This is a genomic window from Croceicoccus marinus, from assembly GCF_001661675.2.
In the GTDB taxonomy this organism is placed as follows: Bacteria; Pseudomonadota; Alphaproteobacteria; order Sphingomonadales; family Sphingomonadaceae; genus Croceicoccus; species Croceicoccus marinus.
The window spans coordinates 2,203,474-2,228,865 of the sequence record NZ_CP019602.1; the positions used below are offsets into that span (position 1 = coordinate 2,203,474).

General features: G+C 67.1%; 25 protein-coding genes. 7 read left to right on the forward strand and 18 right to left on the reverse strand.

Going from position 1 to position 25,392, the window contains the following annotated elements:
• Nucleotides 1-109 precede the first annotated feature (109 nt).
• Entirely contained in the window at nt 110-1,366 is a 1,257-nt protein-coding gene (locus tag A9D14_RS10530; protein WP_066846134.1) for a threonine ammonia-lyase, read from the reverse strand.
• Between the two features lie 59 nt (nt 1,367-1,425).
• On the opposite strand from A9D14_RS10530, the gene A9D14_RS10535 reads away from it, so the two are divergent.
• Both A9D14_RS10535 and A9D14_RS10540 read left to right on the forward strand, forming a co-directional pair.
• On the forward strand, nt 1,426-3,111 hold the full coding sequence (locus A9D14_RS10535) for an amidohydrolase (RefSeq protein ID WP_083987854.1): 1,686 nt from the start codon (nt 1,426-1,428) through the stop codon (nt 3,109-3,111).
• Nucleotides 3,112-3,393: 282 nt separating this feature from the next.
• Nucleotides 3,394-3,618, forward strand: coding sequence for a hypothetical protein (locus A9D14_RS10540; protein WP_066846138.1), 225 nt, complete (start codon nt 3,394-3,396; stop codon nt 3,616-3,618).
• 118 nt (nt 3,619-3,736) lie between these two features.
• Here A9D14_RS10540 and tatC read toward each other — a convergent pair whose 3' ends face one another.
• The 9 genes from tatC to A9D14_RS10585 form a co-directional block, all read right to left on the reverse strand.
• Nucleotides 3,737-4,543, reverse strand: coding sequence for a twin-arginine translocase subunit TatC (gene tatC, locus A9D14_RS10545; protein ID WP_066846145.1), 807 nt, complete (start codon nt 4,541-4,543; stop codon nt 3,737-3,739).
• Nucleotides 4,544-4,549: 6 nt separating this feature from the next.
• The gene (tatB, locus tag A9D14_RS10550; RefSeq protein WP_083987855.1) at nt 4,550-4,966 is read right to left on the reverse strand and encodes a Sec-independent protein translocase protein TatB; all 417 of its coding nucleotides are present in this window, start codon (nt 4,964-4,966) and stop codon (nt 4,550-4,552) included.
• A 37-nt stretch (nt 4,967-5,003) separates the two neighbouring features.
• Entirely contained in the window at nt 5,004-5,273 is a 270-nt protein-coding gene (gene tatA, locus A9D14_RS10555) for a twin-arginine translocase TatA/TatE family subunit (RefSeq protein WP_066846147.1), read from the reverse strand.
• 36 nt (nt 5,274-5,309) lie between these two features.
• Nucleotides 5,310-5,954, reverse strand: coding sequence for an SMC-Scp complex subunit ScpB (gene scpB, locus A9D14_RS10560; RefSeq protein WP_066846148.1), 645 nt, complete (start codon nt 5,952-5,954; stop codon nt 5,310-5,312).
• Nucleotides 5,951-6,775, reverse strand: coding sequence for a segregation and condensation protein A (locus A9D14_RS10565; protein ID WP_415877334.1), 825 nt, complete (start codon nt 6,773-6,775; stop codon nt 5,951-5,953). The genes scpB and A9D14_RS10565 overlap by 4 nt, the downstream gene beginning before the upstream one ends.
• Nucleotides 6,772-7,797 carry a beta-N-acetylhexosaminidase gene (gene nagZ / locus A9D14_RS10570; protein ID WP_066848909.1) on the reverse strand — a complete coding sequence of 342 codons (1,026 nt, stop codon included), beginning with the start codon at nt 7,795-7,797 and terminating at the stop codon, nt 6,772-6,774. Before nagZ ends, A9D14_RS10565 begins: the two co-directional genes overlap by 4 nt.
• Nucleotides 7,798-7,870: 73 nt before the next feature.
• Nucleotides 7,871-8,545 (reverse strand): SPOR domain-containing protein, encoded by a 675-nt coding sequence (locus A9D14_RS10575; RefSeq protein ID WP_083987857.1) that lies wholly within the window; start codon nt 8,543-8,545, stop codon nt 7,871-7,873.
• Nucleotides 8,546-8,548: 3 nt separating this feature from the next.
• Nucleotides 8,549-10,336, reverse strand: a complete 1,788-nt coding sequence (gene argS / locus A9D14_RS10580; protein WP_066846151.1) for an arginine--tRNA ligase — start codon at nt 10,334-10,336, stop codon at nt 8,549-8,551.
• A gap of 93 nt (nt 10,337-10,429) precedes the next feature.
• Complete coding sequence (locus tag A9D14_RS10585; RefSeq protein WP_066848913.1) at nt 10,430-11,083, reverse strand: hypothetical protein; 654 nt, start codon at nt 11,081-11,083, stop codon at nt 10,430-10,432.
• A gap of 255 nt (nt 11,084-11,338) precedes the next feature.
• On the opposite strand from A9D14_RS10585, the gene ispH reads away from it, so the two are divergent.
• From ispH to rnhA, 3 genes are read left to right on the forward strand one after another with little or no spacing between them, the layout of a single operon-like run.
• Entirely contained in the window at nt 11,339-12,322 is a 984-nt protein-coding gene (gene ispH / locus A9D14_RS10590) for a 4-hydroxy-3-methylbut-2-enyl diphosphate reductase (RefSeq protein WP_066846154.1), read from the forward strand.
• A gap of 10 nt (nt 12,323-12,332) precedes the next feature.
• Nucleotides 12,333-13,319, forward strand: coding sequence for a homoserine kinase (locus A9D14_RS10595; protein ID WP_066846157.1), 987 nt, complete (start codon nt 12,333-12,335; stop codon nt 13,317-13,319).
• Nucleotides 13,320-13,321: 2 nt separating this feature from the next.
• The gene (rnhA, locus tag A9D14_RS10600) at nt 13,322-13,759 is read left to right on the forward strand and encodes a ribonuclease HI (RefSeq protein ID WP_066846160.1); all 438 of its coding nucleotides are present in this window, start codon (nt 13,322-13,324) and stop codon (nt 13,757-13,759) included.
• Nucleotides 13,760-13,780: 21 nt separating this feature from the next.
• Here rnhA and A9D14_RS10605 read toward each other — a convergent pair whose 3' ends face one another.
• Entirely contained in the window at nt 13,781-15,292 is a 1,512-nt protein-coding gene (locus A9D14_RS10605; RefSeq protein WP_066846163.1) for a M20/M25/M40 family metallo-hydrolase, read from the reverse strand.
• 330 nt (nt 15,293-15,622) lie between these two features.
• Here A9D14_RS10605 and A9D14_RS10610 point away from each other — a divergent pair, with 330 nt between their 5' ends.
• Nucleotides 15,623-16,789 carry a nucleotide sugar dehydrogenase gene (locus A9D14_RS10610; protein ID WP_066846165.1) on the forward strand — a complete coding sequence of 389 codons (1,167 nt, stop codon included), beginning with the start codon at nt 15,623-15,625 and terminating at the stop codon, nt 16,787-16,789.
• Here the strand turns inward: A9D14_RS10610 and A9D14_RS10615 are convergent.
• Genes A9D14_RS10615 through modA form a run of 3 tightly spaced genes read right to left on the reverse strand, consistent with a single transcriptional unit; the run spans nt 16,786 to nt 18,919 of the window.
• Nucleotides 16,786-17,415: an ATP-binding cassette domain-containing protein gene (locus A9D14_RS10615; RefSeq protein ID WP_232468500.1), complete on the reverse strand. Its 630-nt coding sequence runs from the start codon at nt 17,413-17,415 to the stop codon at nt 16,786-16,788. The genes A9D14_RS10610 and A9D14_RS10615 overlap by 4 nt on opposite strands.
• A complete protein-coding gene (gene modB / locus A9D14_RS10620) occupies nt 17,412-18,107 on the reverse strand; it encodes a molybdate ABC transporter permease subunit (protein WP_066846173.1) in 696 nt (231 codons plus the stop codon). The genes A9D14_RS10615 and modB overlap by 4 nt, the downstream gene beginning before the upstream one ends.
• 2 nt (nt 18,108-18,109) lie before the next feature.
• Nucleotides 18,110-18,919, reverse strand: a complete 810-nt coding sequence (modA, locus tag A9D14_RS10625; protein WP_066846177.1) for a molybdate ABC transporter substrate-binding protein — start codon at nt 18,917-18,919, stop codon at nt 18,110-18,112.
• An 82-nt stretch (nt 18,920-19,001) separates the two neighbouring features.
• On the opposite strand from modA, the gene A9D14_RS10630 reads away from it, so the two are divergent.
• Nucleotides 19,002-19,514: a flavin reductase family protein gene (locus A9D14_RS10630; RefSeq protein ID WP_066846188.1), complete on the forward strand. Its 513-nt coding sequence runs from the start codon at nt 19,002-19,004 to the stop codon at nt 19,512-19,514.
• A gap of 7 nt (nt 19,515-19,521) precedes the next feature.
• Here the strand turns inward: A9D14_RS10630 and A9D14_RS10635 are convergent, their stop codons facing one another.
• The 4 genes from A9D14_RS10635 to A9D14_RS19825 form a co-directional block, all read right to left on the reverse strand.
• Nucleotides 19,522-20,193, reverse strand: a complete 672-nt coding sequence (locus A9D14_RS10635) for an SDR family oxidoreductase (RefSeq protein WP_066846190.1) — start codon at nt 20,191-20,193, stop codon at nt 19,522-19,524.
• Between the two features lie 96 nt (nt 20,194-20,289).
• Entirely contained in the window at nt 20,290-22,242 is a 1,953-nt protein-coding gene (locus A9D14_RS10640) for a DEAD/DEAH box helicase (RefSeq protein WP_083987858.1), read from the reverse strand.
• A 304-nt stretch (nt 22,243-22,546) separates the two neighbouring features.
• Nucleotides 22,547-24,043 (reverse strand): site-specific DNA-methyltransferase, encoded by a 1,497-nt coding sequence (locus A9D14_RS10645; protein ID WP_066846193.1) that lies wholly within the window; start codon nt 24,041-24,043, stop codon nt 22,547-22,549.
• Between the two features lie 293 nt (nt 24,044-24,336).
• Nucleotides 24,337-25,368: a patatin-like phospholipase family protein gene (locus tag A9D14_RS19825; RefSeq protein WP_066846196.1), complete on the reverse strand. Its 1,032-nt coding sequence runs from the start codon at nt 25,366-25,368 to the stop codon at nt 24,337-24,339.
• Between the last annotated feature and the right edge of the window lie 24 nt (nt 25,369-25,392).

The window sequence follows — 25,392 nt, forward strand, 5'->3', positions numbered from 1 at the left end:
AGCCGGTTTTCGCCGGACACCCGCCCCAATTGGACCATTCCCGATACCGCCCCGGCCAATAGCGCGCCCGATACCCGCCGCAATAGGGGCGCGAATCGAACAGGTCGTGTCAGGCAAGCTCGACCGTGCTGACCTGATAGCCCTTGGACCGAAGGTCTGCGATCAGGCCTTCGATCTGTGCACCGTCGCGCGCCTCGCACTCGATATCGGTGATCAGGCCCTTGGCCGGCAGCGTGGTGAAGATGCGCTGGTGATAGATTTCGATGATGTTGACGTTGTGCTCGTCGAACGCATGCATCACGCGGAACAAGGCGCCGGGGCGGTCCTGCAGCGTGACGCGCAGCCGCGCCAGACGCCCCGACCGCGCCAGGTCGCGCAGCAGCACGTTGGCCAGCAGCCGCGTATCGATATTGCCGCCGCACAGCACCAGCCCGACCTTCTTGCCGCGGAACTGGTCCGGGTTCGACAGCACCGCGGCCAGCCCGGCGGAGCCCGCGCCTTCGACCACCGTCTTCTCGATCTGGAGCAGCAGCGAGACGGCATTCTCCAGCGCCGCCTCGTCCACCAGCAATATGTCGTCGACCAGCTCGGCGATCACGCGCGAAGTGATCTCGCCCGGTGCCTTCACCGCGATCCCCTCGGCCAGCGTATCGCCGCCGCAGACAAGCTCCTCGCCCCTGATGCGCGCGAACATCGAGGGATAGAGCGCCGACTGCACGCCCACGATGCCGATGTCGGGGTTGATGTCGCGCGCGATCGTCGCGATGCCCGAAATCAGCCCGCCGCCGCCGATCGGAACGACCAGAGTGTCGAGGTCGGGCTGGTCCTCCAGCATCTCGAGCCCCACGGTGCCCTGCCCCGCCGCGACGAAGGGATCGTCGAACGGATGCACGAACGTCAGGCCCAGCTCCTTCTCAAGCTTGCGGGCATGGGCCGAGGCATCGTCGAAAGTCTCGCCTTCGAGCACGACCTTGCCGCCAACGCTCTCGGTCTGCATGATCTTCACGGTCGGAGTGGTGCGCGGCATCACGATGGTGACGGGCACGCCCAGCCGGGTGCCGTGATAGGACAGCCCCTGCGAATGGTTGCCCGCCGATGCCGCGATCACGCCGCGCTCGCGCTGTTCCTGCGTCAGCTGCAGCAGCGCGTTCAGCGCGCCGCGTTCCTTGTACGCGGCGGTGAACTGCTGGTTTTCGAACTTCAGCCAGATGTCCGCGCCGGTAATCTGCGACAGCGTCAGCGACTTGAGCATCGGGGTGCGCACGACCTGTCCGGCAATGCGCCGTGCGGCGGCGCGCACGTCATCGGCATTGAAAGGAAGGTCGGTACGCGCGCCCGCGGCGGTGTCGGTCTGAAGCTGGGACATAGGCGAAAGCCCCTATCGGATCTGGCGCCGCTTGCAAATGCGGTTTAGACCCCGGCGGCATGACCGCACCCGATTTGCCCGCCGGCCGCCTGCTGGCCGCCGCCTGTTCCGCCGCCATGCTGCTCTCCGCCGCTCATTCCGTCCCCGCATCGGCCGATACGCTGATCGCGAACGTGAACGGGATGCGCTTCGACCGCGACGGTGATGTCGAACGTTTTGCCGCCATGCTGATCGACGACGACGGCAGGGTGGCAAAGCTCTACCAGCGGCGCGACAGATTGCCCAAGGACGTCGATTACAGGCTCGACGGCGACGGCCGCGTGCTGATCCCCAGCTTCATCGATTCGCATGTGCACCTGATCGACACCGGGCTGGCGGCGATGATCCTCGACCTGTCGGACACCGCCACCCTGGCCGAGGCGCAGGCGAAGATCGCCGATTACGCGGCGCAATATCCCAATCGCAGCTGGATCATCGGGCGCGGCTGGAATCAGGAGAAATGGGGACTGGGCCGGTTTCCGACCGCCGCCGATCTCGACGCGGCGGTGGGCGACCGCCCGGTGTGGATGATGCGCGCCCACGGGCATGCGGGCTGGGCCAATAGCGCCGCCATCGCGGCGGCTGGCGTCACTGCCGAAACCGCCGATCCCGACGGCGGCCGCATCCTGCGCGGCGACGGAAACGCTCCGGCAGGGGTGTTCGTCGACAATGCGATGGATTCGATCGCCAGCCTGGTCCCCGAACCCCGACCCGAGGAGCGCGACCTGGCGCTGCAGAAGGCGCAGCAGCTGCTGCTTGCGCATGGCATCACCGCCGTGGCCGACATGGGCACCACGATCGACGGCTGGCAGGCGCTGCGCCGCGCGGGCGACAAGGGCCGCCTGCGGATCCGCGTGATGGGCTATGCGGCCGGACTGGACGAGATGGTCACCATCGCGGGCGCGGAACCGACACCGTGGCTTTATGGCGATCGGCTGCACCTGGGGGGCGTGAAGCTCTATCTCGATGGTGCGCTGGGATCGCGCGGCGCCTGGCTGCTGGACGATTACGCCGATGCACCGGGCGAGCGCGGCCTGCCGCTGAAAAGCGGCACGCAGCTGCGCAATTTGATGAGCCGGGCCGCCATGGCCGGATTCCAGCCCGCGGTGCACGCGATCGGCGACGCCGCCAATCGCGAGGTGCTGGATGCCATCGCCGAACTGCGCGAGACCTATGAGGGCGACCGCCGCTGGCGGATCGAGCATGCACAGGTCATCGATCCGGTGGACTTGCCGCGCTTTGCCCGGCTGGACGCGATCGCCTCGGTCCAGCCGATCCACCAGACGTCGGACCGGCCGATGGCCGAGGCTCGGCTGGGTCCGGACCGGCTGCTGGGCGCCTATGCCTGGAATTCGCTGATCGAGAACGGCACGCCGGTGGCCTTCGGATCGGACTCGCCGGTCGAGCCGGTCGATGTCTGGGCCGGCATCGCCGCCGCCGTCACCCGGCAGGACGCCGCCGGCCGGCCCTTCGGCGGCTGGATGCCGCAGGAGCGGATCAGCCGTGAACAGGCGCTGGCGGGCTTTACCGCGGCAGGCGCCTATGCAGGCGAGGCAGAGGGCCGCTTTGGCAGCCTTGCGCCGGGCGAATGGGCCGACTTCCTGTTCGTCAGCGCGGATCCGGTGATGGTCCCCGAATCCGCACTGCGCAATGTCGAAGTCGAGGAGACCTGGCTGGCGGGCGCGCGCGTGTTCGGTGGCGACTAGCAGGCAGCCTATCAAAAGCTGTTGCGCAAATGCGGCAATCCATTGCTGCAAAGCAAAAAAATTATACCGGACATGCGCTTGGATCCATTAACGGCGTTGACAGTTGATGGCGTAGTCGTATTTTCACGATGCAAATCCGGAAAGGGGCACATCTTGTGCCGACCGGTATCATCGATTCGTAGCATGGGGGACATGGCTACTGATCGTGATTCGATATTCGGTTCGGGGACGGGTTAGCCCGCTCGGATTCGAGAAGAATTGAGCGAACAAGGAGATAGAATTATGATCCTCCGCAAGATGGCCACTGCCGCAACCGCGCTGGCTCTCGTTTCGGCACCTGTCGCCGCCACTGCAGCCGGTGCTGACCAGCGCGCTGCTGCTCCCGCAACCGAAACCAGCGAAATGGGTGGCGGTTCGCCGATCCTCGCCGTTCTCGCAGCGGTTCTTGTCGGCGTCGGCATCTACATCGCCGTCGACGGCGATGACGACGATCCGATCAGCGTCTGATCTTTTCGTCGAAGACGAATTTCGAAGGGCGGGGTCGATGGCTCCGCCCTTTTCGTTTGTGCGTGTGAAGGGATCGGGCCCGCTGCATCCGGATTGACGCAAACGCTGCAGGGCGGCCTTAAGCCTCGGCGCTGCTGCGCTCGGCCGCTTCCGCTTCCTTCTTCGCCTCGCGCGCCTGACGCCGCTCGGTAATGCGCATCAGCACCAGCGACCCTTCGAACAGCAGATACAGCGGCACCGCCAGCACAAGCTGCGATCCCGGATCGGGCGGCGTGATGACCGCCGACACCGCGACGATCGCCACGATCACATAGCGCCGCGCCTTGGTCAGCGCATCACGGCTGACGATGCCCGCCCGGTTGAGCAGCAGCAGCAGCACCGGCAGAAGAAAGCTGATCCCGAAGGCCAGGATGAACTGCATCACCAGCGCCAGGTAATCGCCCGTCCCGGGCAGGGCCTGGATCTCCATCCCGCCCGCATCGCCCTGAAAGCCGATGAACCAGCGGAAGGCATTGGGCATCACCACGAAATAGGCAAGCGCCGCCCCGGCGGTGAACAGGATGGGCGTGGCGAACAGGAAGGGCAGGAACGCCTTCTTCTCCTTCGCATACAGGCCCGGCGCGACGAATTGCCACAGCTGGTTGGCGATCACCGGGAACGAGATGAAGAACGCGGCGAACACCGCGACTTTCAGTTCGACGAAGAACGCCTCGTACAGCTTGGTGTAGATCAGCCGCCCCTCACCATCGGGAAAGGCCTGGGTCAGCGGACGGACCAGTATGCCGAAGATGTCGTCGGAAAACGGCAGGCAGATCGCGAACGCCACCACCAGGGTCAGCAGGCAGCGCAGCAGCCGGTTCCGCAGCTCGATCAGATGTTCGAGCAGCGGCGATTCGGTTTCGTCGAGGTCGGAAATGCGAAACATGGCGCTCTACTGGTCCGCCTTGCTGGGTGCCGGCGCTGGTACCGGTTCCGACGAAGCGGCGGGAGCGGGCGGATCATACGGTTCCATCTGCGGGTCGGCGGCGTCCGATGGCGGCGTATCGCTCGCCCCGGTCGCGGCCGGCTGCGGCAGGGCCGGTGCCTCGCCGTCATGCGCGGGGCGGACGGCTTCGGGATGCTTCGCCATGATCTCGGCGTTGCGCTTGTTCCATTCGGCCTGCATCTCCTCCAGCTCGGCCTCGCGCACCATGGCGTCGATTCCGGACCGGAAATGCGCCGAAACGCGCCGGATCTTGCCGATCCAGCGTCCCGCCGTGCGCATTGCAAGCGGCATATCCTTCGGGCCGATGACGACCACCGCGACAATCACGATGATCAGCAGCTCGATCGCGCCGATGTCGAACATGAAGAAAGCGTCCTAACGCAGCAACCGCCGTGGCGGATCAGCTGCTCTTGTCGGTATCGCCCGTCGCGGCCGGGGTGCCCGTTGCATTGGCGGTCGGCGTCGCCGTCTTCTCGCCCGTCGTCGTCGTCGTAGGAGCGGGCGTATGGTGATCGATCCGCTCGGGCGAGCGCGCTTCCTCGTTCATGCCCTGCTTGAAGCTTTTGATGCCCTTGCCGAAGTCACCCATCATTTCCGAAATCCGGCCGCGCCCGAAGAGCACGAGGATCACGACGGCGACGATCAGCAATTGCCAGGGTCCAACATTCATCTGAAATTCTCACTTATTCGAGAGTACGCTTCTCATTTAGGCGGTTTCGTCGCCCATATCCAGAGAGGCTTCGGTATCGCCCTCCTCTAGACGCATTTCTTTTGCGTTCTCGTGAATGCTGGCGATTTCTCTTTCGAGCGCGTCTTCCACCGGTTCCAGCAGCCCTGCGGCGCGCAATTCGGCCAGACCCGGCAGGTCGCGGCGATTGGCAAGGCCGAAATGGGTCAGGAATTCGGGCGTGGTGGCATAGATCACCGGCCGTCCCGGAACCTCGCGGCGACCCGCAGCGCGGACCCAGCCCGCCTCCATCAACACGTCCAGCGTGCCCTTGGCGGTCTGCACGCCGCGAATCGATTCGATTTCCGCGCGGCTGACCGGCTCGTGATAGGCGATGATCGCGAGGCATTCGGTCGCCGCGCGCGACAGGCGCTTGGGCTCCTCGCGCTCTCGCCGCAGCAGGTGGGCAAGGTCGGGCGCGGTCTGCAAGTGCCAGCGCGGCCCGCGCTTCACCAGTTCGACCCCGCGCCCGTCGTAATGCGCCGCCAGCCGCGCCAGCGCGTCGCGCACGTCGGCGCCGTTCAGATGTTCGCCGATCTCCGCCGCGCTCATCGGCGCTTCGGCGGCGAACAGCACTGCCTCCACCGCGCGCACCAGATCGTCGGGGACAGCGTCCTGCGTCATTCGCGGGGCCGCCCCCCGCCAAGCGCGCGCAGGCGAAGCGGGCCGAACACTTTCTCCTGCGCGATTTCCGCCCTGCCCTGCTTCGCCAGCTCCAGCGCAGCCACGAAGCTGCTGGCCAGCGCCGACTTGCGCAGGCGCGGATCGGCATGCGGCGGCAGGAACTGGCGCAGTTCCATCCAGTCGAGCGAGACGCCCAGCATGGACGAGACGCGCGACAGCGCGCTTTCCAGTGTCATCACCGCGCGGTCGCGCACCATGTGGACGACGGGCGCGGTCCGGGCCTTTACCTGTCCGTACGCCTGCACCAGATCGTACCATTCGCATTGCCAGGCACGCTTCTTCAGCACGCGCAGCCCTTCGGGCTCGCCGCGCGCGAAGACGTCGCGGCCCAGCCGGTCGCGCGCCATCAGCCGCGCGGCGACATCGCGCATCGCCGCCAGCCGTTCAAGCCTGAGCTGCAGGCGCAGCGCCAGCTCCTCGGGGCTGGGGTCCTCCTGTTCTTCCTTGGGCAGCAGCATCGCGGATTTCAGGAACGCCAGCCATGCCGCCATCACCAGATAGTCGGCGGCAAGCTCCAGCCGCATCTCTCCCGCGCGGTCGATGAAGGCGAGATACTGGTCGGTCAGCTCCAGGATCGAGATGCGGCGCAGATCCACCTTCTGCCGCCGCGCCAGGTCGAGCAGCACGTCGAGCGGCCCCTCCCATGTCGCGAGTTCGACATAGAGCCGCTCGCTCTCATCGCCGGGCGCGGGCGCTTCCTCTGTCCAGCCGCCAGATCCTTCCCCCCACAATGTGCCGGGTTCGGAGCCGTCGATGGTCACGCCGCAACCCCTGCCGCCGCCAGCAGGGCATCGCGCTTGGCAATGCATTCGGCGCGCCGCTCGGCGCCCTCGAACAGCCGCGCATCCTTGCCCTGCATCGCCGCGTCGAGGCGGCGGCGGGCATCGGGCGTGATGTCGCCGCAGGCTTCGACCGTCGCGACCATGTCGGCCATTTTCGCCCAGCAATTGAGAACGAGGTCGCAGCCCGCTTCCAGCGCTTTGACCGAACGCTCGGCGATGGATCCGGACAGCGCTTCCATGTCGATGTCGTCACTCATCAGCAATCCGCCAAAACCGATGCGGCCGCGGATGATGTCGCCGATGACCCTGGCGGATTGAGTCGCGGGATGGTCCGCGTCCCATGCGGTAAAGGTGACATGCGCGCTCATCCCGATGGCTGCGCCGCGCAGCGCATGGAACGGGGCGATGTCCTGTTCGAGTGCGGCCTCGCTCGCGGTGACGACGGGCATTTCCTTGTGGCTGTCGGCGCAGGCGCGGCCGTGGCCGGGGATATGCTTGATGATGCCCGCGACGCCCGCGGCTTCCAGCCCGTCCAGCACCGCACGGCCCAGCGCCGCGACCCGCATCGGATCATGGCCCAGCGCGCGGTCGCCGATCACGTCATGCGCCCCCTCGCACCGCACGTCGAGCAGCGGCAGCGCATCGCAGTTGAGGCCCGCTTCGGCCAGGTCCAGCCCGATGGCCTCGGCATTCACCTGCGCCGCTTCTATCGCCGAGATCGGGGCGATATCGTACAGCCGGTCGAACACGCCCTGCGGCGGATATTGGGGCCAGACCGGAGGCTTCATCCGCGCCACGCGTCCGCCTTCCTGGTCGATCGTGATCAGCAGATCGCCCCGCCCCGCGATCGCGCGCAGATCGTCTGTCAGCGCCCGCATCTGGGCCGGACTGTCGCAATTGCGCCCGAACAGGATATATCCCGCCGGATCGGCCTCTCGGAAAAAGGCGCGTTCGTCGTCGGTCAGCTCGGTGCCGGAAAGGCCGAATATCGCGGGGGTCATAAGGGCGCCAGATTCGCGGAAATCGCGGGGATGCGCAAGCTGGGGCACGGGGGCCGCGGCCCTTATCCCCAAATCAGCGCTTCACCTGGCACTCGATCCCGTTCGCCTTCAGTTCGGAACACAGCGCATTGGCCGAAGCCGTGCTCCCCGTCACGGCCTGCAGGCGGAACACGGTGCCGATATCGGCGCGCCCCTCGATGATGCGGCGGTCGAAATCGCCCAGCCTCTGATAGCGCTGGGTCAGCGTCTGCCAGCCCTTTTGCGCCGCCGCCTCGGTCGAATAGGCACCGATCTGCACGCCCACGCCGAAAACCTGCGGCCTTGGCTCGGATGCCGGCGCGGGTTCCTCTGCGGCAGCGGGGGCGGCCGGTTCGGGATCGGGCTGCTTCTGCGCAATGCGCGCCTCGCGCTCGATCCCTTCGCCCACCTTGTAGCTGGTGTCGCCGGTTCCCGCGAAGGTCTTGCCGCCGGGATTTTCGGGCCGCACCTTGTAGGGCGCATCGGGCGCAGCGATCACCGACCCGTCGCCTTCGGGCGGAGCCAGTTGCCAGTCGCGCAGCAGCCAGAATGCCAGGGCGGCAAGCAGCACGAAGCCGGCAAAGAAGGCCACGAACCGGCCGACGCGCGACCAGTCCAGCCCCTCGTCGTCGTCCTCGTCCGCGGCCTCGAGCCAGGGCAGCCGCAGATCGGCTTCGTCGAGCGCGAGCTGCGCCTCGCCCTCACCGCCCTGGCTGACCTGTGGAACCATCGCCTAGAGTCGCTCCGCTGCCTCGACCCCCAGAATCGAGAGGCCGTTGCGGATAACCTGCCCGATCTGTTTCGCAAGATATAGCCGCACGCCGGTCTTTACCATGTCGTCTTCCACGATAAAGCGCCGCGCCGGATCGTCATTGCCCTGGTTCCACAGCGCGTGGAACGCCGCGGCCAGATCCATCAGGAAGAAGGCGATCCGGTGCGGCTCTCTCGCGCGCGCGGCCTGTTCGACCACGCGCGGGAATTGCGCGGCCTGCTTCATCAGCACCTGCTCGTCGGAATGCAGGATGCCTTCGCTGCCCCAGCTCTGCACGCGCGCGGTCTCTGCCTTGTCGGAAAGGCCCGCTTCGGCCGCCTTGCGCAGCACCGATGCGATGCGGGCATGGGCGTATTGGACATAGAAGACGGGATTGTCCTTCGACGCCTCGACCACCTTGGCGAAGTCGAAATCCATCTGCGCCTCGGGCTTGCGGGTCAGCATGGTGAAGCGCACCACGTCCTTGCCCACTTCCTCGACCATGTCGGCGATGGTGATGAAATTGCCCGAACGCTTGGACATCTTCACCGGTTCGCCGTCGCGCAGCAGCTGGACCATCTGCACCAGCTTGACGTCGAACGGCTTCGATTGGCCATGCTCCTCGCCGGTCAGCGCGGCGACGGCGGCCTTGATGCGCTTGACCGTGCCCGCATGGTCCGCGCCCCAGATGTCGATCAGCGCGTCCGCGCCCTGCGCCTTCTGGAAGTGATAGGCCATGTCCGCACCGAAATAGGTCCAGTTGCCGTCGGACTTCCTGATCGGCCGGTCCTGGTCGTCGCCGAACTGGGTCGAGCGGAACAGCGGCAGTTCGACCGGCTCCCAGTCGTCGGGCGTCTTGCCCTTGGGTGCTTCCAGCAGGCCGTCATAGACAAGGCCCTTCTGCCGCAGGAACGTCTCGGCGATTTCGGGCTTGCCCTCGGCCTGCAGCTTGGCTTCGGATGAGAACAGGTCGTGGTGGATGCCCAGCATGGCAAGATCGGCGCGGATCATGTCCATCATCGCATCGACCGCGCGCATGCGGAACAGCGCCAGCCATTCGCTTTCGGGCGCATCCTTGTACCGGTCGCCGAACTCGGCAGCCAATGCCTTGCCGATCGGGACCAGATAGTCGCCGGGATAGAACCCCTCCGGAATCGTGCCGATATCCTCGCCCAGCGCCTCGCGGTAACGCAGATGCACCGACCGGGCGAGCGTCTGCACCTGCGCGCCCGCATCATTGACGTAATATTCGCGGATCACCGCAAAGCCCGCATATTCCAGCAGGCCCGCCAGCGAATCGCCGACCACCGCGCCGCGGCAATGGCCCATGTGCATCGGGCCGGTCGGATTGGCCGACACATATTCGATGTTCACCGTCTGCCCCGCGCCCATGGAAGAGCGGCCATAGGCATCCCCCAGCGCGGCGATCGCGTCGAGCTCGGCTTCCCATGCGCTGGGCGCGATGCGCAAATTAATGAAGCCGGGGCCCGCGATTTCGGCGGCGGCGATGTCGGCTTCCTTCGACAGCTCGGCGGCAAGCGCCTCGGCCAGGGCGCGCGGATTGGTCTTTGCGGGCTTGGCCAGCACCATGGCGGCATTGGTCGCAAGATCGCCGTGCGACGGATCGCGCGGCGGCTCCACCGTGACATTCGCGCGGTCGAGACCGCCAGGCAGCGCGCCCGCCGCCTCCATCGCGTCGAGGGCCTTGTCCACTGCCGCCGAAATGGCGGCGTGGATGGTGATGGTGCGGTCGGTCGTCTGCTCGGTCATGGCCGCGCGCCTAGCGGGGATTGGCGCGAGTGGGAAGGAGTCTTCTTTTTGGGACCGGTTCGCCTGTCGCGTCTGGCGCCGGACCCGCCGGGATCAACGCGTGGCGTTATACGCCAGCTGCGCCTCGCTCAGCTGGAAGCCCACCAGCATCTCGAAGCTCGCGCGCGCTACCGCGGCACGCACCTCGGGATCGGCCAGCGGATCCAGCGCCGCGTCGGGATCCCCCGGCTTGCGCCTGCGGGTGATACGCTCGCGAATATCCTCGGGCAGGGTCGCGGCGGCGGCATTGACGAAGGCGCCTGCCTTCGCGCTTGCCTGCGCACGCTCTGCACCCGCGGCGAAATTCACCGTCACGGTGCCCACGCGCTTCGACTGGACGGTGCTGCCACCCTGCAGCACGGTCACGAAATAGGGCAGCTCCACGCTGCGCGCCGCGCCCGCGTCGCGCCGGGTCGCCAGCACGTCGAAGCTGGCCTCGGAATAGATCCGCTCGCCCGTGTCGTCGCAGGTCACGCGCAGATTGGTGATCGTCGCGGCCACGTCCATCGATGCCAGCGTCGTATCGCCCGGCTGGCTGAAAGTGGTGATGTCGCCGGTATAGGCCGGGATCCCCACCGCCGGGCAGCGCGAGCGAACCGATGTGACGCCCACGCCTTCCTGGATCACCAGGTCGCCTTCCCCCGAACAGGCCGACAGCAGGGCCGCGCTTCCCAGCAGGAAGGCGGTACGAACGGAGCGAAACTTCATGTTCATCGGCGGCGAGACCTTCTGCCTGTCATCGGGCGGCCATGGATCGGGCCGCATCGTTCAAAATCCTGCCTGCCCTAGCCGCAGCCATGCCCAAGGGCAACGCCGCGTTGGACAGCCCGGGTTCAACGGGGTCTGGTCCAACAGCGCCGGGGCAAACAGGGGCCGCGCGAAGCATGGCCGGCGGACCCTGTGCGGTGCGTTACCTTTACCGCCGCTTTACGCCTGCCCCCTGCTGGCGCTAAAGGCCATGGCATGACCACCCCGCACATCGATAGCGCGCCGCCCGAGGCCGCGGACATTCTCCCTCCCCTGCTGGTGCTGCTGGCAGCGCCGCGCGGCTTTTGCGCGGGCGTCGACCGCGCGGTCGAAATCGTGGAGCGCAGCCTCGAGAAATATGGTGCGCCCGTCTATGTCCGGCACGAGATCGTGCATAACCGCTATGTGGTCGACAGCCTGAAGGCGCAGGGCGCGATCTTCGTCGAGGAGCTGGACGAAGTGCCCGACGGGGTGCCGGTGGTGTTTTCCGCGCATGGCGTGCCCAAGTCGGTCCCCGCCCATGCCGAGGAGCGCGGGCTCGACTATCTCGACGCGACCTGCCCGCTGGTCAGCAAGGTGCACCGCCAGGCCGAACGCCAGGTCGAGGCGGGGCGCCACATCATCTTCATCGGCCATGCCGGGCACCCCGAAGTCATCGGCACCTTCGGCCAGGTGCCCAGGGGCGAGATGACGCTGGTCGAGACCGAGGAGGACGTGGCGAAGCTGGAATTCCCGGCGGATACCGAGCTGGCTTTCCTGACGCAGACGACGCTGTCGGTCGACGACACCCATGCCATCATCGATGCGCTGAAGCAGCGCTTCCCGCAGATCGCCGGGCCCAAGGCCGAGGATATCTGCTATGCGACCTCGAACCGGCAGGCGGCGGTCAAGGTGCTGGCGCCGCAGGTCGATCTGGTGCTGGTGATCGGTGCGTCCAATTCCTCGAACTCGCTGCGGCTGGTCGAGGTATCGGAACGCATGGGCACCGATGCGCGGCTGATCCAGCGCGGCGATGACATTCAGGAGGAATGGCTGGAAGGCGTCGGCGCGATCGGCCTGACCGCAGGGGCCAGCGCGCCCGAAGTGCTGGTGCGCGAAGTCATTGACCGCCTGTCGCGCTTTCGCACGGTGGACGAGCAGGTCGTCACCACGACCGAGGAAAAGATGGTGTTTAAGCTGCCCCGCCAGCTGACCGACTGACGCACCGGACATGGCTGTCTATACCCGCATCAACAGCGAGGACATGGCCGCACTGGTCGCCGAATTCGGCGTGGGCGAGCTGGTGTCCGCCAAGGGCATCGCCGAGGGCGTGTCGAACAGCAACTGGCTGCTGGAAACGCGCGGTACGCCCGATGCGGGCCGCTTCATACTGACCGTCTATGAAGAGCGCACCGATACGCGCGACCTGCCGTTCTTCCTCGACCTGCTCGACCATCTGGCGGCGGCGGGCTGCCCGGTGCCGCGCACGATCCACGATGCGGGCGGCTCCGCCTCGCGCACGATCGACACGCCGCAGGGCGAGAAGATGCTGGCGCTGATCGAATTCCTGCCCGGCGTCAGCGCCGACGATCCCACGCCCGCACAGGCCCATGCAGTCGGGGCGGCGCTGGCGCAGGTGCATCTGGCGGGACAGGGATTCGAAGGGTTCCGCAAGGACGGCATGGGGCCGGACGCGTGGCGCGGCTTCGTACGCGACTGCGCGGGCCGCTGGGGAGAGATCGATCCGGCGCTGGAAGGCGTGCCCGCGCTGGTGGACGACGCCATCGCAGACTGGCCCGACGACCTGCCGGTATCGACGATCCATGCCGATCTGTTTCCCGACAACGTGCTGCTGGTCGGCGACGACGTATCGGGCATGATCGATTTCTATTTCGCCTGCACCGGGCCGATGGCCTATGACATCGCGGTCACTCATGCGGCGTGGAGCTTTTCGCCCGACGGTCGCCGCTTCAACCCGGCGATCGGCGATGCGCTGCTCGGCGGCTATGGCTCGGTCCGCATGCCGGACGCGCGGGAACGCGCCGCCCTGCCCGCACTGGCGCAGGCCGCCTGCCTGCGCTTCCTGCTGACCCGCGCCTATGACTGGCTCAACACCCCCGCCGACGCCATGGTGACGCGGAAGGACCCGCTCGCCTTCCTGCGCCGCCACGCATTCTACCGCCAGCAGGGCGCGGCGCTGTTCGGGGCGTTGGACTGACCATGGCCGAAATACAGATTTTCACCGACGGCGCCTGCAAGGGCAATCCCGGCCCGGGCGGCTGGGGCGCCATCCTGCGCAAAGGCGAGACCGAGAAGGAAATGTCCGGTTCGGCCCCCGACACCACCAACAACCGCATGGAGCTGACCGCCGCGATCCGCGCGCTGCAGGCGCTGAAGCGGCCCTGCCAGGTCGAGCTTTACACCGACAGCAAATATGTGATCGACGGCATCACCAAATGGGTGTTCGGCTGGCAGAAGAAGGGGTGGAAGACCGCCGCGAAGAAGCCCGTGCTGAACGAGGATCTGTGGCGCGAGCTGCTCGACGCGGCGCGCCCGCACCGGATCGACTGGCACTGGGTAAAGGGCCACGACGGCCACCCCGAAAACGAACGCGCCGACCAGCTCGCCAGCGATGCCGCGCTGGCGGTCAGGGCCTAGACGCAGGGGCCACAGGGCGCATCAATCGCTGCGCCCTGCTTCCTCGGCGACGGCGTAGAGATAGTCGACATAGGCCATCACCGCTTCGTCGAAGCCGTTGACCGCGGGATCGCTGCTTTCGATCAGGAACCATTCGTTGGGGGCATGCGCGCCGCCACCGCGGCTGAGGCCGAATTGCGATGCGGGCAGGTTCAGCTGCGGACCGTTGAAGATCACGCCCGGCCAGCTGCCGGCATTGCGCGGGATGATCGAATAGGGAACGCCGTCCTTCTCGAACAGGGCCTTCTGCGCGCGGATCAGCGTGCTGTCCTCCTCGGTCTCGTTCGGGCCATAGCCGCCCGACACCGTCACCTGCACGTCGTCGAAGCCGCGCTTCGCCAGATGCGCCTTCAGCTTGGACACCGCCTCGTCCTTGGTCATCGCGGGCACCAGGCGGAATTCCAGCTTCGCTTCGGCCCGCCCCGGCAGGACCGTCTTGCCGCCCTGCCCGGTATAGCCTGCGTTCAGCCCCTGGATATTGACCGTGGGCTGCGAATAGAACCGTTCCAGGCTGGTGACATAGGGCTCGTCGTCGATCCAGCGGCCGACGCCCAGCCGCTCCTTCTCCTGCGCTTCGGGATTCAGTTCGGCGTTCTGGGCGATCAGCATCTTCTGCCGCTCGGTCAGCGGGCGCACATTCTCGAACCAGCCGTCGATCGCGGGCGTGTGCCCGTCATCGGCGACCAGCGTGTCGAGCGCCTTGACCAGCCGCCATGCCGGGTTTTCGATCCGGGCGTGGTTCGATGAATGAATGTCGGTCTGTGGGTATTTGTCCGACGTCTCTCCCCCCACGACCAGCTGGAATTCGACCGCGCCCTTGGCGCCCAGCGTGATGGTCGCGCTGCCATCCTCGCCCTGCGCGGCAGAGGGGATGAAGACGCCGATGCTCTTCGCCAGCGCGTCGCGCACTTCGGGCACCGCCACCACCTGGTCGAAATGGGTCGAGGCGACTTCCTCCTCCCCCTCGGCGACCAGCACCAGGTTGACGGGCAGCTTCCTGCCGCTGGCCTGGATCGCCTTGATCGCGGCCAGGAAGGCCGTCTCGGGCCCCTTCTGGTTCACCGCGCCGCGCCCGACCATGGCCAGCCCCTCGCCCTCGCGCTCCACCAGCCGGCCTTCCAGCGGCGGCGAGTTCCATTCGGCCGGGTCGAACTGCTTGACGTCATACATGAAATAGAGGCCCAGCGTGGTATCGGCACCCGAGTCCAGCGTGGCGAATACCGCCGGGACGCCATCGGTTGGGATGATCTTCGCCTGCTGGAAGCCCGCGTCCAGCGCCAGCTGCTGCATATATTCGGCGCCAGCGGGCGTGTTCAGTTTTTCGGCGGCGATGGTCGGCAGGGCGATCCAGTCGCGCAGAGCGGCGACATTGGCGTCATGCTGCGCCTCCACCGTGCCGGCGATCCGCTCGCGGTCCGGAGTCTCCGCCACTGCCGGAATGGCCGAGGATGCCAGAAGCGCCGCCATCATTGCGCCAGAAAGCCGACCGGTCATATCGAGTGTCCCCCATGGTGAATCGCCGCGACGCTACCACCGGCCTTGCGCATTGCAATGGCCTTGGAGGGACATGGCCCGCTCCTTCCGGTGGCGGCGTTTTCCGCCAGCCTAGCCGCGACGTGGGCCCTGCAGCGCTTCGTTCCCCATGCCGGACGGCTGCATGGCACGCGGCGAATGAGCGTTCACTCGCCCGAATCTGACGCGGTGATGGCAGGACGCTGGCGATTGCCTGTCGCATTTCTTGCCCCTAAGGCTGCCTCGTTCCACCTTTCCCGCCCGGCTTCCGGCGCGGGGCGCAAGCCATCGATGCCAAGCGAGAATTGCCGAATGAAGATCACCGTTTTTGGGCTCGGTTACGTGGGCCTGTCCAACGCGGTCCTGCTGGCGCAGCACAATGAAGTGGCCGCCGTCGACATCTCGGCCGAGCGGGTCGCCATGCTTAACGAGCGCCGATCGCCGATCATCGACAGCGAGCTCGAGAAATTTCTTGCCGCACGCGATCTGGACCTGACCGCGACGCTCGATGCTGCCGAAGCGCTGGAAGGCGCGGATTACGTGCTGGTGGCGACGCCGACCAATTACGATGTCGATACCAACAAGTTCGACACCTCTTCGGTCGAGGACGTGATCCGCACCGCGGCCGAACTCGCCCCCAGGGCGACCATCGTGATCAAGTCGACGATCCCGGTCGGCTTCGTCGAGGACGTGCGCCGGCGCCTGGGCACCCGGCAGGTGATCTTCAGCCCCGAATTCCTGCGCGAGGGCCGCGCCTTGTGGGACAATCTCCACCCCTCTCGCATAATCGTGGGGGAACAGTCCGAACGCGCCCGTATTTTCGCCGATCTGCTGGTGCAGGGGGCGGAGAAGCAGGATATCGACGTGCTGTTCACCGATCTGAACGAGGCGGAGGCGATCAAGCTGTTCGCCAACACGTTCCTCGCCATGCGCGTCGCCTTCTTCAACGAGCTGGACAGCTATGCCATCGCGGGCGGCATGGACACGCGCCAGATCATCGACGGCGTGTGCCTCGACCCGCGGATCGGCGGGCACTACAACAACCCCAGCTTCGGCTATGGCGGCTATTGCCTGCCCAAGGACACCAAGCAGCTGCTGGCCAATTATTCCGAGGTTCCGCAGAACCTGATCCGCGCGATCGTCGACGCGAATCGCACGCGCAAGGATTTCCTGGCCGAGCAGATCATCGCGCGCAATCCGCACAAGGTGGGCGTGTTCCGGCTGGTGATGAAGGCGGGATCGGACAATTTCCGCCAATCCTCGATCCAGGGCATCATGAAGCGGATCAAGGCCAAGGGGATCGAAATCATCGTGTACGAGCCGACGATGGAGGACGAGCGCTTCTTCGGCTCGCGGGTAATCCATGACCTCGACATGCTGAAGCGCGAATGCGACGTGATCATCGCCAATCGCATGACCGAAGAGCTGGCCGACGTGGAAGACAAGGTCTTCACCCGCGACCTCTTCGGCTCGGACTAGAGCTCCACCACATCGCCAGCCAGCCGGTCGACTTCGGACCGGTCGTGGCTGACATACAGTATCGGCAGGGCGAACCGGTCGCGGATCTGCTCCACGATGCGCAATATGTCCTGCCGCCGCGCATCGTCGAGCGAGGCTGTCGGCTCGTCCAGCAGCAGGAAGCGCGGCGCGCGCAGCAGGGCGCGGGCGATGGCGGCGCGGCGGATCTCTCCGCCCGACAATTCGCGGGGGCGGCGATGCAGCAGATGGCCGATGCCCAGCAATTCCGCGCATTCCGCGGGATCGGCGAACGGGGCGCGGCCATCGGCATAGCGCGTTCCGAAAGCCAGGTTCTGTTCGACCGACAGATGAGGAAACAGCCGGCTGTCCTGGAACACATAACCCGCGCCGCGCCGTTCGGGCGGCATGTCCACCTGCCCTGCCGCATCGAACAGCCGTTTCCCGCCCACCTCGATATGACCGCACGCGGGGCCCAGCAGCCCGGCAATGGCGTCCAGCACGCTGGTCTTGCCCATGCCCGACGGGCCGACCAGCGCGACAAGGCTGTCGGTGGACGCGATCCGCACCTCGATCCGGCGGCCCGGCCGCGCGACGGCGATGTCGATGTCGAAGGCTAGCGCGTTCACAGGACAGGCCTGCCCTTGCCGTCGGTGCCGCGGCGCACCAGCCATTCCGATGCGACCAGCGCCGCCAGCGACAGCGCGATCGAGATGATCGCAAGGCGCGCGACTTCGCCTTCGGCACCCGGCACCTGCAGCGCGGTATAGATGCCCAGCGGCAGGGTCCGCGTCTCGCCCGGAATGTTGGAAGCGAAGGTGATTGTTGCGCCGAATTCGCCGATCGACCGCGCGAAGCCCAGCACTAGCGCCGCGAAGACCCCCGGCGCGGCAAGCGGCAGGGTGATGCGGCGAAACACGTCCCACCGACCCGCACCCAATGTGCGCGCCGCGCTTTCCAGCCGCGTATCGACCGCGTCGATGGACAGCCTTATCGCGCGCACCATCAGCGGCAGCGCCATGACCGCCGCCGCCAGCGCGGCCCCGGTCCAGTGGAACGAGAAGACGATGCCCAGCAGCCGCTGCGCGATACTGCCCACCGGACCCTGCGGCCCGAATGCCAGCAGCAGCAGATAGCCGGTCACCACCGGCGGCAGAACCAGCGGCAGATGCACCAGCGCATCGAGCAGCACCATGCCCGGAAAGCGCCGCCGCGCCAGCAGCCAGGCCAGCGCGAAGGCCAGCGGCAGGGTGACCGCGATCGCGACCAGGCTGACCTTGAGCGACAGCGCCACGATGTCCCATTCGGCAGAGGTCAGCATGCTCAATCCCGTTCCGCCGTTCCGAAGCCGTGACGCGCGAGTATGGCCGCGCCTTGGGGCGATAGCAGGAAGCCGCGAAACGCCCCGGCCTGCGGATGGCCGCCCGCCGCGACCAGCGCCAGCGGATAGCGGATCGGCGGATGGCTGCCGGCGGGAAACTCGCCCAACACTTTTACCCCCGGTGCCGCCAGCGCATCGCTGGCATAGGTAATGCCAAGCGGCGCCGCGCCCCGCGCCACCAGCTGCAGCGCGGCCCGCACGTTCTCTGCCGGAGCCAGCCGGTCCGCCACTTCGTTCCAGACGCCCAGGTCGACAAGGGCAGCCTTGGCATAGCGCCCCGCCGGCACGCTTTCGGTCTCGGCCACCGCCAGCCGCCCGCCTTCCAGCGCCTCGGCCAGGGCAAAGCCGGGTTCGGGCGCGATTTCGGCGTTGGACCCCGCGGGCGCGATCAGCACCAGGCGGTTGGTGGCAAGCACTGCGCGAGAGCCTTCGACCAGCAGGTCCCGGCCCTCCAGCTCGTCCATCCATTCCTCGTCGGCCGATACGAACAGGTCGGCGGGGGCCCCTGCCTCGATCTGGCGGGCAGCGGCGGAACTAGCGGCAAAGGACAGCGCTGGCCGCGCATGGCCTTGCCGTGCCCACGCGTCGGCGGCGTCCTCCAGCGCGTCATGCATGCTGGCCGCGGCCAGCACGATCGGCCCGGCCCGCTTGTCCCCCTCTTGCGACGGGGCGGCCTGCCATGCCAACAACGCCAGCAGCGCCGCCACGGCAAGCGTCAGCGCGATTGTCTGGGGCCGGATGATATGCGACATGGCCCGCGACTATCGCGCGGCGCGCCACAAGGAAAGCGCCTTCCGCGGCTGGACGAACGCGGCTGGATAAACAAGGAGCGACATGGCGCAGCACCCGGACAACATCGATGTCGAGATCGACCCCGCCCATTTCAGGTCGGTACTGGGCAATTATCCCACCGGCGTCTGCGTGGTCACCGCCTTCGATCAGCAGGCAGGGGCCGTCGGGATGGTCGTGGGCAGCTTCGGTTCGGTTTCGCTCGAACCGCCGCTGGTCGCGTTCTATATCGGTGCGGGATCCAGCAGCTGGGCGCAGATTCGCGAATGCGGCCATTTCTGCGTCAACGTGCTGGGCGAGGACCAGCTGGAACTCTGCAAGCGCATCGCCAGCCGCAAGGAAGACAAGTTCCACGATGTCGCCCATCGCCAGTCCGACAATGGCATGCCGGTACTGGACGGCGTCGTCGCCACGATCGAATGCACGATCGAGAGCGAGACCGATGCGGGCGACCACGTGATCGTGCTGGGCCGCGTGATGAACCTTACCAGCGAGCGCGATGGCGGCCCGCTGCTGTTCTTCCGCGGCGGCTATGGCAGGTTCGAGCAGCTGGACTAGCGGCGGATCAGACGCGGCCCGTGACGGGCACGCTTGCGCCGGTCACGCCGCTGGCCGCATCGGACAGCAGGAAGGCGATCACTGCCGCCAGCTCCTCGCCCTTGACCCATTTGTCGGCATCCTCTTCGCCCATGTCGGCCCGGTTGGCAGGTGTGTCGATGATCGATGGCAGCACCGCGTTGACGCGGATGCCTCTGTCCTTGCCCTCTTCGGCCAGCGATTCGGTCAGCCGTGCGACACCCGACTTGCTGGCGGTATAGGCGCCCATGCCCATGCCGGCCCTGGCCGTGGCCGCCGCGCCGATGTTCACGATGGATGCGCCCGATCCCAGAAAGGGCAATGCCGCGCGGCTGGCGTTCAAGGCGGTCACGACATTCATCGCGAACATCCGCTGCCAGCTTTCCAGCCCGCCATCGGCAACGGTTTCCCAGGTGAAGCCGCCAGCGATATTGGCAAGCCCATGGATGGGCCCTTCCCTCGCGATACGCTCGAACGCGGTCCGCGCCGCCGCCTCGTCGGTCAGGTCGACGCCGCCGACGAAAGCGCCGGGAACGCCCGCGCTGTCGCCGATGTCGATGCCCACCGTCTCGTGACCCTGCCCGGCCAGTGCGGCAATCACCGCCCCGCCCAAAGCGCCTGCCGCGCCGGTTACGACGATCCTCTTGCCCGTGCCGGTCATGTCGATGCCTTTCGTCCGATCAGATGGTTGCTGACAACCGTCTAGCCGGACGAGCGCGAAATCGAAACCGGCCGGCCGCCAGTCACGCCGCCGCGATCAACTGCGCGGGCCAGGGGGGCGCTTCGCCTTGCCCGGATGCGGCTTGCCCGAATGCGGCTTGCCGCCCCATGGTTTGTCCGAGCGGGGCTTGTCCGCCCGGGGCTTGTCGCCCCACGGCTTATCGGAACGAGGTTTGCCGGTGTGGGGCTTGCCGGTGTGGGATCGGTCGCCCTGGGGCTTGTCGCCGCGCGGCTTGTCGAAGCGCGGCTTGCCTCGGGGCGGGCCATCCTCGCGTTCGCCGCGATGGGCGCGGGGCGGGCCGGCGTTGTTGCCGCGCGGCGGGCCGCCGCGGCGTTCGCGCTGAAAGCCGCCGGGCTTGCCGCGCGAATTCTCGCGCGCGGCGTCGCGCGGAGGATCCGACTTCTCGATATGCACGCTTTCCTCGCCGCTTTCGTCCTGCGCGGTGCGGGACGCCGCCTCAGCAAAGCGGTCGGCGATGGCACGCGGCACCTGGAAATGGGTCTCGTTCCCGCCGATGCGGATCGCCCCCACCTCGTTGCGGGTGATGTGGCCGCGGCGGCAGAGCAGCGGCAGGATCCAGCGCGGATCGGCGTTCTGCCTGCGCCCGATGTCCATGCGGAACCACACGGTGTCCTCGAAGCCGGGGCGATGGCGTTCCTTCTGCGCGGCGCTACGCGCTTCGGGCGTATCCTCGGTGATGTCCTCGGGCTGCGGCATGGCGGCGCGGTGCGCGCGCACCAGCGATGCGGCAATATCCTCTGCCGATCGTTCCGCCATCAGCCTGCTGGCCAGCGCGCGATCCTCTTCGTCGAATTCCGCCGGTTCCAGCAGCGCCGCCAGCAGGCGGTCGCGGTCGTTCGCGCGAATCTCCTCGGGCGTCGGAGCGCTCATCCATTCCGCCTCGATCCGGGCGCCGCGCAGCATGGACTCGACGCGCCTGCGACGCGGATAGGGCACGATGATGACCGCCGTGCCCTTCTTTCCGGCGCGGCCGGTGCGGCCCGAACGGTGCTGCAGCGTCTCGGCATCGCGCGGGATCTCGACATGGACCACCAGCGACAGGGTCGGCAGGTCGATGCCGCGCGCGGCGACGTCGGTGGCGACGCAAACGCGCGCGCGCCGGTCGCGCAGTGCCTGCAGCGCCTGGTTGCGCTCGCTCTGCGAATGTTCGCCCGACAAGGCGACGACTGCGAAACCCCGCTCCTGCAGGGTGGCATGCAGGCGGCGGACATTGTCGCGCGTGGCGCAGAACAGGATCGCGGTCTCCGCCTCGTGCAGGCGCAGCAGGTTGACCACCGCCGCCTCGATCTCGGCAGGGGCGACCGTCACCGCCTTGAACGCGATATCGCCGTGTCCGCGCGTATCGCCCGCGGTCGAGATGCGCAGCGCGTCGCGCTGGTAGCGCTTGGCCAGTGCCACGATCGGCGAGGGCATGGTGGCCGAGAACAGCAGCGTGCGGCGGCCTTCGGGCGTCGCGTCGAGGATCTCTTCCAGATCCTCGCGGAAGCCCATGTCCAGCATCTCGTCCGCCTCGTCGAGCACCACGGCGCTCAGTCGCGAGAGGTCGAGCGCGCCGCGTTCCAGATGGTCGCGCAGGCGGCCGGGGGTGCCGACCACGACATGCGCGCCGCGTTGAAGCGCGCGGCGTTCCTTCGACGGGTCCATCCCGCCGACGCAGGTGGTGATGCGCGCGCCGGCCTTGGCATAGAGCCAGTCCAGTTCGCGCCCGACCTGCAGCGCCAGTTCGCGCGTCGGTGCGATCACCAGCGCCAGCGGAGCGCCTGCCGGTTCGCCGAAGCTGCCAAGCAGTTCGCTTGCCAGCGAGAGTCCGAAGGCGACGGTCTTGCCCGAACCTGTCTGCGCCGAAACGATCAGGTCGCGGCCTTGCGCATCGGGCGCGAGGACCGCCGCCTGGACGGAGGTAGGTTCTTCATAGCCGCGTTCGGCAAGCGCTTCGCCAAGCAGGGGCGGGAGGGTGTTGAAAGTCATAATGCCTAAAAATACAGGGCCGGTCGCTGGGGCGGCAGGCGGAATGAATGGGGGCATTGCGTGCGCGGAAGGGCCGATGAGGGACCGCCGGAAGTCGCAATGGAAGAGCCGTCATCGCGGCCATTGGCGCGCCCCATACAGGGTTCGCCGGCATTTGGCTTCAAGAATCTTTTGGCCTGCCCCGCGCGAGCGGCAAAGTGCGCCCCGCGCGAGCGGCAAAGTGCGCCCCGCGCGAGCGGCAAAGTGCGCCCCGGCGAGCGGTCACATTTGCCCGGCGCCTGCAGCCAAACCGTCACCCCGGCTTTCAGCAGGCCGCTTGCAGTCCTTCGTTGATCGCGCGTTCCGCGGCAGGAAGCGCCAGCCACGGATCGTCCGCCCGCTCCGCGGCCACCGGCATGGGATTGGCCGCGACCGCCTCGACAAGCGCATTGCGCCGCGCCCGTTCGGGCAGGGCCGCGGAGGCGTCCCAGTCCCACGCATCGCCCGCGGCGGTGTGGTGCAGCCAGCCAAGTTCGCGCACGCGCCGCGCCAGCGTTTCGGTGTCGTCCGCCTTCGCCAGCAGCCGCTCGCGCCAGTCGGCCAGCCGGCAGAACGCGAAGCTGCCCCCGCCTCGCCAGCCGACCCGGCGCGAGATGCCCACGCCGTCGCCGGCGATGACGCGCTTCATCCTCTCGCGCGCGATCGAGCCGGCGTAATCCATCTGCTCGATACCGATCCAGCGGCGGCCGAGCTTGTGCGCGGCGGCGCATGTGCTGCCCGATCCGGCGAAGAAATCGAGCACGATGTCGCCCGAATCGCTCGACGCCTCGATGATGCGCTTCAGCAGCGCTTCGGATTTCTGCCCCTTCACATCCGCACTGCCCAGCAGCTTCGACACGCTCTCTCCCGCATAGGAGGTGATCGCGACCGAATTCAGCCGGTCATAGGCGCTGGCGTTCCACACGTCCTCGACCGGATAGCGGACAGGCAGGCCGATGGTCTGCGCGGCCTTCATCACGCGGCGCACCGCTGTCCTGGCGAGCCCTTCGCCTTCCAGCATGGCTGTCAACTCGGCCGCCTCGGCCGGTTTGAAGCGCGGGGCGAAATCGTCGGGTCCCAGATAGGCCTTGTTGAACTTCATCCTTTGCGCATCGCGGCTGTAAAACAGGATCGTGTCATGGTTGCGGATGAAATTGCGCGCCCGCGTCTTGAAGCCCGACAGCCAGCCGATGCGCCAGATGATCTCGCGCTGGAAATTGGACGGGCCGAACACCTCGTCCATCAGCACCTTCAGATAATGCGCCTCGTTATAGTCGATGTTCACATAGATGCTGCCGTCGGGTGCCAGCAGGTCGCGCGCGAACAGCAGCCGGTCGCGCATGAAGCCCAGCCAGTCGGCCCGCGTGAACCGGTCGTGATAGGCAAAACCGCCGCTGGCCGTATTATAGGGCGGATCGATATAGATCAGCGCGACCCGCCCGCGATAGCGGCGGCGCAAGGTCGCCAGCACCTGCAGGTTCTCACCCTGGATCAGCAGATTGTCGTGCAGCGTCAGTTCGCTGCAGGGGGCGTGGTCGGGGCTACCATCCCAGCGCTCGAACCCGGTCAGGAGCTTGGGAGCGAGCAGCCGCGCCACATCTTCGGGCTGGCTTGCCGGATCGCGGTACAGGCTGCGGCCCGGTCCGCTTCCCATGCCGCCTTCCAGCCACGATCCGCGCCCCGGCCATTCGAGCGAGACGCCTCCGCCGCGCGCCGCCGCCGGGGCGGGCAGGTCGGCCAGGAAAGCCGCCGTTTCGTCCTGCTGATGCGCTGCCTGCTGCATGGCCCATGGGTGGCCTTGGCGGCACCGCCGGTCAAGCGAGCGACGGCACTTGCCCCCACCGCCCGGAATGTCCCGAATTCTTAATCATTGCGCGGCAAGATGGCACCAGACCAACGTGAAGGAGAACCGCTATGATTACTGCAATGGCCATGCTCGGCACCGGCGTCAGCTTTGTCGCTTCCATCTGGGCGACGAAGCAGATCGCCGCTCGCGACACGGTGAAGGCTGCTGCCTGACCGATCTTGGGGCGCCGGGCCCCGGCCCGGCGGCCCGCTATCTGCCCCGCTGCCCGATCAGGAAGGGCCGTAGCGGTCGGTCAGATCGACCGTGCTGACTTTCCCCAGCTTGCGCCCCCGCTTGCGCAGCCAATCCTTTGCCGATCGCCGCCCCGCGCAATGCAGCGTGATCAGCATGCGCCATACCGGCAGCATTTTCGTATCCGGATCCATGCCCGCCAGCAGCGCCTGGTCGTGGATCTCGTGGATGCGCAGCCGCTGCAGACTGCCCAGCAGCCCGCCCGAAGGCACCAGCGGCAGAACGGCCTTTTGCATCAAGTCCAGCCCGCGCAGTTCCTTGACCAGCGTCTGGTTGAAGCCCAGCTCGGTGATGCGATTCGCGATGCCCGTGGTGGTATGCGGCGTGGCGTCGCGAGTGATCGGGTTGATCGTCACCAGCAGCAGATCGTCGTTCGGACTGTCCTGCACCAAGGGCATGATCGGCGGATTGGCGCTGTATCCGCCGTCCCAATAATCGGCGCCATTGATCGAGACCGGCGGAAACAGCAGCGGAAGGCAGGCCGAGGCAAGCAGCGCATCGACCGACAGATCGTCGTTGCGGAAGATATGCGCGCCGCCGGTGCGCGCATTGGTGGCCGACACGAAGATCAGCGGCGCATCGGCCGACCGGATCGCCTCGAAGTCCACGAATTCCTCGATCAGGCGGCGCAATATGTCCTGCGCGGGCCGCCCCATCTGGGGCGAGGTGGGCAGCGAGATGTCCTTGAAGACCGCGCCCCACCATTCGCTCATCGCCTCGAAGGCAAATGGAAACGCCTCGGCCATGGGCAGCAGCGGCCCCGCCTCGCGGCCCGATCGGTTGAGCGCCTTCCAGAACGCCCAGAGCTTCTTTCCCGCCATTTCGCGGCCGCCCTGCGCCAACCCCGAGGCCAGCACCGCGGCATTCAGCGCACCCGCGCTTGCGCCGCTGACGGCGCCGATGTCGATGTCGGGCTGCTCAAGCAGGAAATCGAGCACGCCCCAGGTGAAGGCGCCATGGGCGCCGCCGCCCTGAAGCGCCACGTCGAGTTTATGGACTGGTTGTGGCAAGGCTGGCTCCGTTTTATGCTGCAG